Consider the following 14474-nt stretch of genomic DNA (forward strand, 5'->3'; position numbering starts at 1 on the left):
CTCATAAAATTGGTTTCCATTCCTGAAAACTCCCACGCTTCCCTCCGGAACCTGGTAGAGAAAAGGAATATAAGAGTATAGGTTTGTAGCCGTATCGAGGGTTCGAATCCCTCCCTCACCGCCATTTATCTATTCTAAGTAGTTAACCAAATGAAATCGTATTTTCTGACTAAGAGGGCAGTCACTCTGCGGCGTTACAACTACGGTCACATAGCTACGGCTATGCTCCCTGCGTTGTGCCTTGCATAGTAACTGCCCACTTAGCCAGAAATATACGATTCCATTTGGCCAACTACTTAGCTCCTTGATTCCCCCTCCTTTTACTCTACTCATTTATTCCAACTTACTGATGTGCCCAAGAGGTGTCCATTTTACTTAATGGATTTAATCTAACTGCGTCGTTTAAATGTTCTTTGCTGAATTTCAGGGTACGGGGTTTTCGTACAGCCTCTGAAATTACTGATCCGACAGCCTCCTAGGATATATTACACTCCTTTGGGCGGAATCTTGCGTAATATTCACGTTGTGTATCGTGTTGATGAGATCGTGGATTGTTTCTTCTTTGCTTCCATTGCTTATAAATGTTTTCTTGATCTTGAGTTGATCCGATCCTTGCTTCGGCAAGTCTAATATCTTCTCTTGTACAAATACGCTCCTTTGAGTGGGATCTTGCTAGAGATGCATGTTGTGTAACGTGTTGATGAGATTGTGGATTGTTTCTTATTTGCTTCCATTGCTCATAAATGTTTCCTTGATTCGGAATTGGTCCGAACCTTGCGTTGAAAGGTCCAATATCTTCTCCTGTACAAAGACTTGTTATTAAATATAAATCCTGATGGATAACGAACATTTCGATGAATTGCTCAAGTTTAATAGCTGCTTTCGTTCCTTTAAATTCACCATGCAAAAATTGTTCAATATTTGATTTGTTTTGTTCTGTATTGTACCAGTTTAAGACTGGGTCAACTTGTGCAAGAAGACGTGATCCATAACCCAGATGTGCCATACCATCATATAATATGCCATCAAGCTGGATAGCAAAACACTTAAAAACTTCTGCACCCATCAGTTTTTTTAGCTGACTATAAGCTGCCAATTGCTGTTCTTCAATTAATTCAGCAGATTGAATTTCAGTCCGTTTTTGTAAAGCATTCTCGTAATTTAGTTGGCGTGCAATTAAGCGAGCATCATAAAAGGCTGTTTTTCCACTGTATTGAATTCTAGGCATTCCAGTATTGTCAATTACTAATCCTTCAATATAGTCGCTGCATGGTGTTGTCTCTGGCATTATTTTCCAACCATCCGGGAGAGAAATGTCAGCCGACACCTTTGACTCCATTTCTCTGATAATATCCATGACGATAGCTTCTGATTCAGAATCAAAACTGGTTGTTTCTGATTCAGCACCTAAAGATGGATATGACGCAGATGGTAACAAAGAAGCTGAGTCGTTTGGTTCAGGATCGTGAGCAACCTTAGGCTCAACAACGGTAATCGTCTCATGCTCGGCTAGAGTTTTTTGTGTGTTTTTACCTAATCTTTCAGGTGTTTCAGATGAGCTGGGATTAATGTATTTATTTGTTGGGCTGTTGTTATCTGAGCGCTTATTATCTGAACACTCTCCAGTCATTGAATAATTAGAAGGCTCAGCTAGTTTAGTTAGGGAGTTTACTGGCTGCATAATATAATCTCATAAATTTTCAGTTAATTTACAGGATAACCAGTCTTTTTCTGCCTCGAAGATAATAATCCTTGTAGATCAAGGGTGTCGTTACTCAGATTATTATTAAGAAGCGGTAAACCGGCAACTTCATTTGATAATCAAGTCAGCAATAAGTTCAAATTTAAGGAACGCTGGGGCTTTCTGTCTGGGTTGATCTCATGATCAACAAATATGCTTTTGGCATTCCAGTCAACAGACAACTCAAGTCAGGAGAGACTTTATCGATGCCTGTCGTGGGGACTCGGATCTGGATAAATGGAGCACAGGAATTGCTTCTTGTCAGGAATGGTAAGACGCAAAGTAAGGGTGCTCAAGCGCTTCAGTGGGGGACAGGCGCATTTTAGGGTCCGGTTCTGTTAAAGCCCTGAAAAAATCCGCAGCTTGTTCGCCTTCCTTTTCCAGAAGCTTCTGGTAAGCAACCTCTCTCGCTTCTTTTAGCTTGGCTAAAGCCTCTTTATAAGACGTCTTACCATTTTGCATGTCGCGAGTAACAGGCATTATAGGATCACCACCTAAACGCATTTCAGCAAAAGTACATCCCAGGGCCCAGGAGTCTGCTCTGACATTAGGCTTCTTGGTCAAATTATACAGTTTTTCCGGCGATGTATAACAGGGTGTTCCGCTGAGAACTGGAGTAGCCCTGTCCATTTTTGCTGACAACCCGAAGTCGCATATCTTCACAACACCTTTTTCATTAATCAGAATATTTTCAGGTTTAATATCATGATGTTGGTAACCGGCTTTAAAAAGTGTGTTAATGCCCCTGGTTGCCTGAAAAAAAGTGCTTTTCAGGTTTTCACCTCTAAAAAGACCCTCCTGTTCTGATGTGTCCAGTAAATCCTGACCTCCATATTCCATAAGAATGTATTTTTTATTGGATTTTCCACGACTCAGGGAAACAAGGTTGACAATATTCTCTGTGTTCTCACCAGTTGCTGCTATTGCCCGCTGAATTCTTACCATCTTTGCACATTCATCTCTGCGCTCAGTATCATCACCAACAATTTTAAGGGCGAATTGTTGCTTGGTACGCTTGTGTGTTACAAGAACCACAGAGCCAAACCCCCCTACGCCTAATGTCTCGCTCTGTTTTAATTCTTTTTCGGGTATGATCGGGCAATTGTACTCAGGATCGATAGGGGCACCCTGAAAAGTGATAGGTGTAGCTGGTTGAAGATCAAGAAGCTCATTGGACTGTCCATCTTTTTGTAAAAGATGAGTTTCAGGGTTCTCTGTTATCGAACTTTTTCTTACTTTGTTGTTCAGGTTGCTTGTGTTGTCAGGGATTATCTTGCGTTGATTTTCTAATTCCGTTATTGCTTTTTCTGTGCTGCCTTGAATTTTCTGACAGTGTTTTTCTGGATTTACGGCAACCGTGTTCAGAAATGGTTCTACTGTTTCTTGTCTTAAACTTTGAATGTTTTTTGATAATTGTTCACTCTCTTTCAGATTTTTCCGGGCAAGGCATAACTTTTTTATTTCACTTATATCTCTTGAGAATGTATTAACCATCATCTCGCATATTACTTTTTCAAGCTTGAAAGCTAACTTTTTATCAATATGCTCAGCGGCATTAAACAGGTTTTTGATGGCATGACACTTTTTTACAGCCATATTAAAGTCTTTTACCGGGTCTCCATCGTATGGGATGCTTTTAAGATGGTTCGGCATGGCCTTCACCAGAGCTGACATCTGATCATGTATTTTCTGGTTGAGTGAATCGATTACTTTGGCTGATAACTTATTGCCTGTCTTAAGTCGGTTGACTTCTTTTTTTAAAGCAACAAGGCTTGCACCCGATTTGCAACGATTGATTTCATGGGAGAGATAGACTTCAGTATCTGATTCGATAAGCTTCCTGTACTGATTCTTGTCAAAAAAAGTACACTCTTCTGGTATTTCATCGGGAAGTTTTAAAATACTGTCAACATGGTCTGATCTATTTTTACCTTCCTGATCTTCTTGAACTTCTTCCATTAATACTTCGATACGTCTCTTGGTTATGCCTTTTTCAAATTCATACATGTTGGCTTTTGGGACGGATTTTTCTTCGTCAATAAACGTTTTATTAAAATAATTTTCAATACGTCGTCCCCATTTAGAGACAAGTTTTCCATCGCTATCCAGTATCTTGGTGCCTTTTTTTTCTTCGATCCCCGAATAATTTGCGGATTTTGGTTCAGCCAGATTGATTTGTTCAGGGTTTATATTTTGGGGCGAGGTTACGTTGAAACGTTCCATGTCATGATCCGATGCTATATATCTGTCTGAATATATCAAGAATAGCAAGCAGCAAAGTAAGGGTGCTTCAGCGCCTGGGTGGTGGACAGCCGGTCACCAGGGTGCAGCTTCGTTAATGCCCTGAATAACTCAGCTGCTTGCCTGCCTTCCCGATGCAGAAGCTGCTGGTATGCCTCTTCTCGCATCGTTTTCAGATGAGCTATTGTCTCACCAGGGAGCTTGTGACTTTCCCATATAGTGCGAGTACCGATCATGACAGGGTAACCTAAGCGCAGTTCAGCAAATGTACACCCCAGGGACCAGGAATCAGCTCTGTCAATGGGGCCGCCGCGCAAATCATACAGTTTTTCCGGAGGCATATACTCTGGTGTTCCCCTGCCAATTTGAGCTCCCCTGGCCATTTTTTCTGCCAGCCCGAAATCGCAGATCTTCACAACACCTTTTCTACTAATCAGGATATTTGCAGGTTTAATGTCATGATGCTGGTAACCAGCTCTAAACAGGGTGTTAACGCCCTTAACAGCCTGGAAAAAAGTTTTTTTAAGCTCGTTCCCCCTGAAACGGCCATACTTTTTTGATGAGCCCAGTAAATCCCGCCCCCCATACTCCATAAGAACATATTTTCTATCTGACCTTCCTCGACTCAGAGAAATAAGGTTGACAATATTCTCTGTGTTACCATGGATTTTTGCTATTGCCCGTTGAATTCTTATCAACTGTGCACACTCTTGCCTGCGATCAGTATCGTTACCCACCATTTTCAGGGCAAGGTATTGATGGGTATATCTGTGTATCACAAGCACCACTGAGCCATAAGTCCCTTTGCCTAACTTCCTGACCTTAAGTAAATCTTTTTTAGGCACGATCGGGTAGTTGTACTCTTTATCGATAGTGGCCCCCTGAAAGGTAACAGGTGCTGCTTGCTGCAGATAAAGGGCTGCGTTGGAGTGAGCGTTTCGTTGCAAAAGATGCCTTTGAGTTTTCCCATTGACGGCCCTGGCGGTGTTTGCGTTCACATAACGTTGTCCTGTCTCTGGAGTTACAGGGTGCCTGCCAAGGCAACCTTTTACAGGTTCAGGTTGTTTTGGTGGCTGATGCTGGAAATGATGTTGTCCCATTCCATCTGCAATTCTTTGAGGCATTGTGTCCCCCGGGCTCAAGAGTCCGATATAAACCTTCGAGCTGGTTTGTAAAGGTACTATACCTATATAGAACAACTCGTCTTTCTAATCTGCAGGGAAGCAGCACATGAATGATTCAGTGTTCAGCTCGCCTGATGCCCAGGCAATGGCCATTGTGGGGGATTATATGGCCAGGGGAGGGAGTCTTGCTGAAGCCAGTAATATCAGTGAGGAGGCGCAGGAAGCCATCTATGAACTGGCGTATCTGAAATATAATAATGGTTTGTACGAGAAGTCTGCCCGCCTGTTTCAATTTCTCTGTCTCTATGATCAGTGGAATCCCCGCTTTTTCACTGGCCTTGGTGCCTGCCAGCAAATGGTGAGCCTTTATGGTGAGGCCATTGATACGTATCTGTACGCAATTTCTCTTGATGCCAATGACCCGCATCCGATGATTTATGTGGGCGATTGTTATGTCGCCCTGGAGCAGTATCAAAAAGCCAGGCTTGCTTATCGGGCGTCGGTTTTAATGGCCCATGAATCCGGCACCACCAGTCCAGAGGTAAGCCGGGTAGAAAAAATGATTAACGAGTTTTGATGACACTGCAAGGAGTAAGGGTATGAGTGAGGTATCCGGGGATTTACAGCCCAGCCGACTGGAGCCTGTGCCGCCAGAGTTCCTGGCCGGGCAGCCTGCAAAAGAGAAGGTGGACAAGGTGGCTTCCGGTTACCAACAGTCGAACTCTGTCTCACAGGGGCAGGCAGCCAGGACTGAAGATTTCCCTGTTGCATCTGTGATTCCGGTTCCTGCCCTGCAACCGGCTCTTCCTGGTGCAATGGTGGCTTCCTCTGAAGAAATTAAGGGGCTTCTATCAACAGCCCTGGTGATCAGAGACTCTCTTGGGCAAAAGTCTACAGGAGCAGCTGCCGGGCCTTTGCCGGGTGGCTTTTCAGCGTCTTTGTCAGAAGCGGCATCTGAACAGCCACCTCGGGAGCGATCAACTGTCGATAACCAGGCAGCAGGGACTCAACGCTCAACCGTCAACGTGCCTGCATCTACCCCATTAAAGGATATGGTGACAAAGGTGCAGTCGGCACTGCCAGAAGCCACGGATACGGGGGAAGTATTGGGCGTCTACGAAAGTAATGTCAGACAGCTGACAGAGACCATTCAGCAAGCTTTAGCAGCAGGATCATCAGCCCCTCTTCAGGTATTAAGCGTTGTTGCTGCTGATATGTTCCCATCGGATGCAAATACCGGCTCACTGGCGCTGCAAAGGGTGATTGATAATATTGTGTCGATCAATCGCAACAGTGGGGAGTCATCTGTTCATAGTGGCAAGGGTATTCAGCAGAACAGTGCAGACCTTTATGGAATGCCGGAATATGTGCGATTAAGTCTATTGTCCCAGAGGTTGGGCATTGATCTGCAGCCATTAAGCAGAACCCGTGAAGAGTTCCTGGAGGGCATTCTGGTCGCCCAGAGGGGCATACTGCTGGCTATTGAAGCTATGTCTAATGCTGAATTTTTCGAACTCTTGAAAGAGCGATTACGGGAAGAACAGATCAAAGAAGACCTGGTCAAAGAAGGCCAGCATAAAGAAGTGGTGGACAAACTGAAGCAGGCCATTGCCGCACTGAAAGCCGGTGAACCGACAGTGGCTGCTGAAGTACTGAACTCTGCAAGCCTGATCACCACGGCCATTGAACAGATTGTTGATCGCTATACATCCGATGAAACACCCGGAAGTCTCAGGCAGCATTTGCAAGAGCACCTTACCCGGGTTCTGGATAGTGTCACCCAACAAGGCTCCTACCAGGATATGATGAATAAGCGGGTGGAACTGCTGCAATCCGCCAAAAAAGTCTGATAGCAATTTACTTTAGTTTTTCCAAAATTCCTTTGCATATTGGCTCAATTAACGAAAATATTTTTGCGGAATCATGACCCATATTTTCATAATGTAACTGGATAAGAAGTTTTGCGTAAATTGTGTTAAATTCACTTCTGCTTGGAATCCCTTTAATTCTGGTAATAGAAGATAGCTTTGGATAATCTGATAGCACGTAGCTAAGCCGGTCAAGTAATTGCACTTGAGAAAGCACGTCAATCGGCATATTACTAACTCTGAAAGTTATTCCTTCAGACATGCTTGATGACGATAGTGAGCTGAAGCTACTCTCTGAGCTGCTTGAGGTTGTGGTTAAAGAGGAGTCACTATCCGGGCTGCTTACGGTTGTGGTTGAAGAGGAGGCACTCTCTGGGCTGCTTCCGGTTGTTGTCAAGAATGAGTCACCTAAGCCGCTTTCAGTTATTGTTAAGGTGGTGTCATTCTCTGAACTGCTTTCTGTGATTGTTGAGGAAGAGTCACTCTCTGAACTGCTTCCGCTGACAGTTGATGAGGAATCACTATCTGAATTGATTCCGGTTATTGTTAAAGATGAGTCACTCTCTGAGCTGATTCCGGATATTGAAGCAATTGTGCGCTCAACAAGGCCTGTTGTTGGTAAATGCTGATCATCACTGTCAGGTATTTCTTTTTTAATCGCTTTCTTTGCGGGCTCATCATCAGGAGTTCGTGGGAATGATGGTGTATCTCTTATACTTCCTATCTTGAGCATATGCTTTTCCTGTTCTTATTTAACGACATGAGTACTTGAGGCAGCGCATAAATAGTTAATGGGTAGAAACGTAGAATCTCCATGCGCCGATGCGTTACTGTCCACCAAAAAAAGCGTGTTAAACGACATGTTATATGCTTCCTTCACGTTTAATCACCAGAATTCTAGCCTGTCCTGTGAAATGGGCAATGTTCTCCATGCCAATAAAAGCAGCGAATATCCCTTGAGGTTTGTCTCATGTGATAGCCCGAAATATGAAATATTCGGATTTAGCGTAAAATCTGATAATTTACCGGGTGAACCCAAAGATGGGGTTCGTTATTTTTTCAACAAAATGATCAGGTGTAAGCAATATGAGTACCGGTAGAGTCAGTGCCTTGATACTGGGCATTTCTGTTTTTCTGGGGCTTTCCTGTTTGGGGTATTTGTTGGCGAATGCTGCCATTGAGTTCAAGCAGTATGAGAGAAGTGTCACGGTCAAAGGGTTATCAGAGAGGGAGTATCAGGCAGACGTCGTGATCTGGCCTATTCAGTTTTCAGCGGCTGATAATGATTTGAAAGCTCTCTATGGCACGATTGAAAACAATATTGACAGCATCAGGGAGTTCCTGGAAAAGAGTGGTATCGCGGCTGAAGACATCAGTCTGATGTCGCCTGATATTACCGATAAATCGGCTAATAACTATGGCGGCAGCAGTCGCCCGGAGTTTCGTTATACTGCCCTGCAAACCATTACTATCTATTCCAGTCATATTGAAGCGGTGCGCTCGGTGATGGGCAATCTGTCGGACCTTGGCCGGGAGGGTATTGTGTTTACCGGTGGTCATTACGGTTCACAGCCGGAGTACCTGTTTACCCGCCTGAATGATGTTAAGCCGGAAATGATTGAGGGAGCGACCCGTAAGGCCCGGGAAGTGGCAGAAAAGTTTGCCTCGGATTCACAAAGCGAGCTGGGCAAAATCAAGAGAGCTTCCCAGGGGCAGTTTTCCATCAGTGATCGTGACCGGAATAACCCTCATATCAAGAAAGTCCGGGTGGTTGCAACGATCGAGTATTATCTCTCCGATTAAGGATCACGGCAGGTCATCTGCGTTAAACAGCCGTTACCCCTGAGCAGGGAATATGCTATTTTATGCCGCCTATATAAGGCAGTAAGGGTTCGGCTCAGCGTGAAAATTCCGGGCGTTGCGAATCCGAAGGAGCAAATGTGACAGGTTCCAATGAGTCCTGCGAAGGGCTGGTGTCTATTCGAGACTTTGTACGCTGGGGAGCAACCCGCTTTAATGAGGCGGGGCTGTTCTTTGGTCATGGCAGTGATAATGCGCTGGATGAGTCCCTGCATCTGGTTTTCCAGGTATTGCAGCTGCCCTGGGATCTTCCCGACCAATATCTTGACAGTCGTTTAACCCATCGTGAGCGTGAAAAACTGGCCAACCTGATTGAAGAGCGGGCGGTCAGTCGTAAACCCCTGGCCTATCTGGTCAATCAGGCGTGGTTCTGTGATATGCCATTTTATGTGGATGAGCGGGTGCTGGTTCCCCGTTCTCCCATTGCCGAGCTGATTCTCCAGCAGTTCCAGCCGTGGCTGGGGGATGTAGAGATCAGCCGTGTGCTTGATCTGTGCTCGGGTTCCGGGTGTATTGGCATTGGTGCAGCCCATGCTTTTCCTGAATCCCAGGTGGATCTGCTGGATATTTCTGGAGACGCCCTGGACGTGGCCAATATCAATATTGATCGCCACGAACTCTGGGGCAGGGTGCAGGCCATTAAGTCGGATCTGTTTGATTTTCTGGATGCTTTGCCAGAGCGTCCCAGGTATCAACTGATTCTGAGTAATCCACCCTATGTGGATGCTGAAGATATGTCCGATATGCCGGAAGAGTTCACCCACGAACCCGAGCTGGGTCTGGCCGCCGGAGATGACGGGCTTGATTTCGCCCGTACCATTCTGGCGCAGGCAGCTGATTACCTGGATGACCAGGGGCTGCTGGTGCTGGAAGTTGGCAACAGTCAGTGGGCTTTACAGGATGAGTATCCGGAAGTACCGTTTGTCTGGCCTGATTTCGAAAAAGGCGGTCATGGTGTTCTGGTGCTGTCTGCTGAAGATTGCAGAAAATATCAGTCTTTGTTCAAGAATCGGTTAAAAGCCCTGTAAGGGGCTTTTAATCATTTTGGGAATTTTCTGAAAATAACAATGAGATCGCTCAAGTATGGCAGGAAATAGTATAGGACAGCTGTTCAAGGTAACTACCTTTGGTGAATCCCACGGCCTGGCACTGGGCTGTATTGTTGACGGTTGCCCCCCGGGGTTGCCCTTAACAGAAGCGGATCTTCAGGTTGACCTGGATCGTCGTAAGCCCGGTACCTCCAAATTCACCACCCAGCGTCGTGAGCCGGATCAGGTCAGAATCCTCTCCGGCGTTTTTGCAGGGGTGACCACCGGTACCCCCATCGGCCTGTTAATTGAAAACCAGGACCAGCGCTCCAGGGATTACTCCAATATCAAGGATCTGTTCAGACCCGGTCATGCGGATTACACCTATGCCCATAAATACGGTGTCCGGGATTATCGCGGTGGTGGCCGTTCATCCGCCAGGGAAACGGCCATGCGAGTGGCGGCTGGCGCTATTGCCCGCAAGTTCCTGCAGTCCAGGGGGATTGAAGTGCTTGGCTGGCTGTCTCGGATCGGCGATATTCAGGTCGAGAAGCTGGACTGGGATGAAGTGAGAAACAACCCGTTCTTCTCGCCAGATGCGGACAAAGTCCCGGAAATGGAAGCGTTGATTACCAGCCTTCGTGCCGAAGGTAACTCCGTGGGCGCTCGTGTTTCCGTGATGGCGACCGGTGTTCCGCCAGGGCTAGGTGAACCGGTTTTTGACCGCCTTGATGCGGATCTGGCCCATTCACTGATGAGCATCAATGCGGTCAAAGGCGTTGAAATAGGTGACGGGTTTGCCAGTGTCAGCCAGAAAGGTACAGAGCACCGGGATGAGATTACCCCGGATGGCTTCCTTTCCAACCATGCGGGTGGCACCCTGGGTGGTATCAGTACCGGGCAGGACGTGGTTGCTCATATTGCCCTGAAGCCAACATCCAGTATTACCACCTCAGGAAAGTCGATTAATAGTCAGGGCGAGCCGGTGGAGGTCGTCACCAAGGGGCGCCATGATCCCTGCGTGGGTATTCGCGCAGTACCCATTGCTGAAGCGATGATGGCGATTACCCTGATGGACCATTTTCTGCGGCACCGGGCACAGAATGCCGATGTGGTCAGTCCGATACCGGTTGTGTAAAGCACAAAAAAGGCCAGTAACCGAATTGGGCACTGGCCTGAATGTTCATGCTGAGTCTCTACACAGGACTTTCAGGTCATGAGCGAGCCAATCTGATAGCTCTCTCAAGCTTAATAAATTTCAATACTTCTTTGAAAGCACTCTGGCTCTGGTTTGCTTGCCACTGTTTTAGAGTTTTTTCGACCGTTTCCAAACCATCAACATCACCACGATCAAAGATTGCTTTGATATCATCCTGCCATTGCTTACCCTCTAAATAACCATGAGTGTTGAATTTTTCTAACAGTTTGCTGGCCCCACTTTCCATATCCACGGGCATGACAGATGGTGCTGTGGTTTCTGTGGCTTGTTTTGGTTTGATCAAGTTTTGTGTAACTTGTCGGTTCGTGTCACGAGCTTTCTTGATTTCTTCCATACGAACTTTGTAAGCCTTTTTTGCATTGGTAATATTTTTCTCTTTTAGTTTCTTTAACCGACTCTTGTTCGCCTTGTACCGATCCAGGCTGGAATTAACATGAACCGCTTTCTGGCCCCCTTTTTCAATATTCTGGTGATAATCCTTCTTAAGTTCTGCAATTCCTTTTTTATAATCTGCTTCTTGCTTCGCTATGTTATCTTTCATTACCTCTTCGGCTTTTGCCATTTCCTGTTTGTATTCTTGACTCGTTGCCCTGCCCAGGTCCCAGCATATCTTACCGTAGGCAAATAAAATCTGTCCTTCCAGCTTGCGAAGAGCCTCTTTTGCTTCAGTCAACTTGTTCTTATTATCACAGTGCTTGTTAAAACAATCCTGTGTTTCGGAATTCTGGAATTGATCTTTAATATTCTTGACTTGTGATTTTATCTGGCCTTTACTACTTGAGTTGATTTTTATGTTCTCGGAACCGCTACTGGTTGGAATTTTTAGATTTTTTACTTTCTTGAGGTCTTTGCCACTGAAATTATCTTTATTAAATAATTTCAAAGCATCTGAAAATGTACTTTCAAACTCTTTGACCTTATTCTCGAGCACCTCAACTTCTTCCTTTCTTGTTTGTAGTTTAGAAGCCAGTTCATCGTATGCCTTTACAGAATTTATCGAGTCTGATTTTCCATTTTGTCCTTGTAATTTACTGACTCTCTCCTGCTGAAAATAACCGGCCCTTCTCCAATTAATTTTTCGGATTTTTCGGCTAAATAACTTTGCAATTATTTTCTTTGGCTTAGATAGAGAATCAGTATCATTAGCCCTGCCCAGACCTGGTTCTTTCTTCCCTTTAAAGGTTGTCACTAACTTACCTAGAAAGGATTTTTTAACGGGAGCGGCACCGTTGAGAGAAGCATCGGATGGCGGTACTTGAACATTTTGTAACGACGAACCACCAACTCTTGAACTATCCATAGTATTTCTCCAGCATTCCTTTGGATTTGATAAGTGCTAATTGTAGTCAATAAAACTAACACTTTGTGATTTGATGCCGGTATAGGCCAGAAATGATCAATATAATGACACAATCAATGGTTTTGATTATGAAAACACAAAAGGGTCAACCAATACGTCAAAGAGAGAATGTAAGAATCTGCACGGCGATAAGATGCCGCATGGTTCATTTTATTCGTTTAATCCAGGCATGCTGCTTACCTGCTTAATTGTATAAAAAATTAAAAGGGAACTTTTACGTCATTGAATGGACAAACACAATATTGGTTGGTCGATTGTCCAGTATTTTACGTACCATCGTTCGAATTTATCTAATATAACCTGAGTTAAAAGTTATGCATGGCTTACAATCAAACGACTCTTGGCGGGGCGTAAGGATACCCGCCGATTCGGTAGTCTCTGAGGCGGATAATCCGATAATTGAAAAGTGCAATTTCTGTTCTGGCAATCTGGGTAATCAGCGTACTGTTGTAATGTTTCCCTGTACCCATAGCTACCATAAGTTGTGCATTGGTGAATGTCCGCAAGTCCCAAAGAATACAACTTGTCCGGGATGCAATCCGGGATGCAATCATAGCGTTACCCATTGTTTATCACCTGATGAGACGCCGCTCCTCGTGGCAGCTGCAAAAGGTCGGCCTGATGCTATCAGTGGCCTGCTTGCCCTCGGGGTAAATGTCAATGACAGCACCGAAGATGGGCTAACTCCCCTCCATTGCGCTGCCATCAAAGGTGATGTAGCGACTTTAGAGCAACTTGTCCGCCATGGTGGTAACGTCAACGCCCTCACAAGAGGTATGACTCCCCTCCATTTTGCGGCGCAATTCGGGCATCGCGATACCATCTGGTTCTTGCTTGAAAATGGTGCAAATATCAATTACCAGGCAAATGTGAGGGAAACGCTCAGTGACATCGAACACAGGCAGGCTTACAACCGTTTTGCGGCTGTGATGGAAAAGTGGCAGGGTGCCCCTTGGGGACCTATGAAATGCGATGGAAACGAACCGCAAATAAAAAACTACGGAAAAACTCCCCTGCACTGTGCCATTGAAGCCGGGCAGGAACAGGCTGTTAACGATCTGGCCGTTGCCGGTGCCGACATCAAAGTACTCATTGGTGAAGGCAAGACACTGCTCAGCTGGGCAAAAAGTGAAGGGAAACTGACAAAATCCATAATCAGTTCTTTAGCCAGTGCAACTTGTGATACTGAGGCCCCCTGCGAAGGGGCACGTGCAGAGCTGCTTAGTGCATTGACTGAAATCAATGACTGGGCTTTATTCGACAAATTGTCGGCCAATACCAGGGGGGTTGCTCTTCATAAACTTCAATGCCTGGGGTCCAGTCAGCTGGCCTTTTTCCGGTCGGTTGAATGCGGTCAGACAGATATTATCAAAGCCATGATTACCAGAGGCGCTGACGTTAACGGCCTTAACGATCGTGGTATGACTCCACTTTACCGCGCAGTCGGCGAAGGCCAGCCTGAAAGTGTTGCAACGCTGGTTGCAGAAAATGCTAATGTCAATGCCACTACGGGAGACTATAGGTGGACCGCCCTCCATCTTGCGGCTAAAAAAGGTGAGGCATCCATTGTTCAGCTCTTGATTGACGGAAACGCTAATGTCGATGCCTGTGTCTCAGACGGGGAGATCCCGTTCCCCCCCGATAAAGCGTTTGACAGATATAAAACAAATTCAACAAACGGGGGTACCCCTCTTCACATTGCCGTTGAAAATTGTCAGCCAGAGATTGTTGAACGCCTGATTGCTGCAAACGCTGATGTCAATGCCCTCAATACTGCAGTACATACCCCTCTTAAAGTTGCACAAGTGCTTTGCGACAGGGCAATTTATCGTGTGGATCACCTGAATGACTTTGCCGCTATCGATAAGGTTGAATCTTACCAAGCTATCATTCAACTCCTGCACAGTGTAAACGCAGGTTCTGGTTTTGAATATTGAGTTTGTTTAAGTAGTTGGCCAAATGGAATCGTATATTTCTGGCTAAGTGGGCAGTTACTATGCAAGGCGCAACGTAGGGAGCATAGCCGTAGCTAT

At 45.5% G+C, this 14474-nt stretch carries 12 protein-coding genes; 6 read left to right on the forward strand and 6 right to left on the reverse strand.

The genetic code is table 11. The features are described 5' to 3' along the window. Positions 1–475: 475 nt before the first annotated feature. From CX664_RS22265 to CX664_RS22275, 3 genes are all read right to left on the reverse strand, one after another. Positions 476–1681, reverse strand: coding sequence for a hypothetical protein (locus CX664_RS22265; RefSeq protein ID WP_146000223.1), 1206 nt, complete (start codon positions 1679–1681; stop codon positions 476–478). Between the two features lie 321 nt (positions 1682–2002). Further along, positions 2003–3964, reverse strand: a complete 1962-nt coding sequence (locus CX664_RS22270; RefSeq protein ID WP_101748850.1) for a serine/threonine-protein kinase — start codon at positions 3962–3964, stop codon at positions 2003–2005. A 35-nt stretch (positions 3965–3999) separates the two neighbouring features. Further along, the gene (locus CX664_RS22275; RefSeq protein ID WP_101748851.1) at positions 4000–5106 is read right to left on the reverse strand and encodes a serine/threonine-protein kinase; all 1107 of its coding nucleotides are present in this window, start codon (positions 5104–5106) and stop codon (positions 4000–4002) included. Between the two features lie 106 nt (positions 5107–5212). Between CX664_RS22275 and CX664_RS22280 the strand changes: the two genes are divergently transcribed. Then, positions 5213–5683 (forward strand): SycD/LcrH family type III secretion system chaperone, encoded by a 471-nt coding sequence (locus CX664_RS22280; protein ID WP_101748852.1) that lies wholly within the window; start codon positions 5213–5215, stop codon positions 5681–5683. 22 nt (positions 5684–5705) lie between these two features. Continuing rightward, positions 5706–6956, forward strand: coding sequence for a hypothetical protein (locus tag CX664_RS22285; protein WP_101748853.1), 1251 nt, complete (start codon positions 5706–5708; stop codon positions 6954–6956). Positions 6957–6963: 7 nt separating this feature from the next. On the opposite strand, the gene CX664_RS25915 is transcribed toward CX664_RS22285, so the two are convergent. Continuing rightward, positions 6964–7707 carry a hypothetical protein gene (locus CX664_RS25915; protein WP_146000224.1) on the reverse strand — a complete coding sequence of 248 codons (744 nt, stop codon included), beginning with the start codon at positions 7705–7707 and terminating at the stop codon, positions 6964–6966. 353 nt (positions 7708–8060) lie between these two features. Here CX664_RS25915 and CX664_RS22300 point away from each other — a divergent pair, with 353 nt between their 5' ends. The 3 genes from CX664_RS22300 (at position 8061) to aroC (ending at position 11000) form a co-directional block, all read left to right on the forward strand. Further along, positions 8061–8777 carry an SIMPL domain-containing protein gene (locus CX664_RS22300; protein WP_101748856.1) on the forward strand — a complete coding sequence of 239 codons (717 nt, stop codon included), beginning with the start codon at positions 8061–8063 and terminating at the stop codon, positions 8775–8777. Between the two features lie 137 nt (positions 8778–8914). Further along, positions 8915–9862, forward strand: a complete 948-nt coding sequence (prmB, locus tag CX664_RS22305) for a 50S ribosomal protein L3 N(5)-glutamine methyltransferase (protein ID WP_101748857.1) — start codon at positions 8915–8917, stop codon at positions 9860–9862. A 55-nt stretch (positions 9863–9917) separates the two neighbouring features. Next, a complete protein-coding gene (gene aroC, locus CX664_RS22310; RefSeq protein ID WP_101748858.1) occupies positions 9918–11000 on the forward strand; it encodes a chorismate synthase in 1083 nt (360 codons plus the stop codon). Positions 11001–11076: 76 nt separating this feature from the next. Here aroC and CX664_RS22315 read toward each other — a convergent pair whose 3' ends face one another. Further along, the gene (locus CX664_RS22315; RefSeq protein WP_101748859.1) at positions 11077–12381 is read right to left on the reverse strand and encodes a hypothetical protein; all 1305 of its coding nucleotides are present in this window, start codon (positions 12379–12381) and stop codon (positions 11077–11079) included. Positions 12382–12770: 389 nt separating this feature from the next. Beyond that, positions 12771–13007 carry a hypothetical protein gene (locus CX664_RS26650; protein WP_180966588.1) on the reverse strand — a complete coding sequence of 79 codons (237 nt, stop codon included), beginning with the start codon at positions 13005–13007 and terminating at the stop codon, positions 12771–12773. A gap of 30 nt (positions 13008–13037) precedes the next feature. Here CX664_RS26650 and CX664_RS22320 point away from each other — a divergent pair, with 30 nt between their 5' ends. Continuing rightward, a complete protein-coding gene (locus CX664_RS22320) occupies positions 13038–14378 on the forward strand; it encodes an ankyrin repeat domain-containing protein (RefSeq protein ID WP_180966589.1) in 1341 nt (446 codons plus the stop codon). The last annotated feature ends 96 nt before the right edge of the window (positions 14379–14474 follow it).

Source organism: Endozoicomonas acroporae (assembly GCF_002864045.1).
Lineage (GTDB): Bacteria > Pseudomonadota > Gammaproteobacteria > Pseudomonadales > Endozoicomonadaceae > Endozoicomonas > Endozoicomonas acroporae.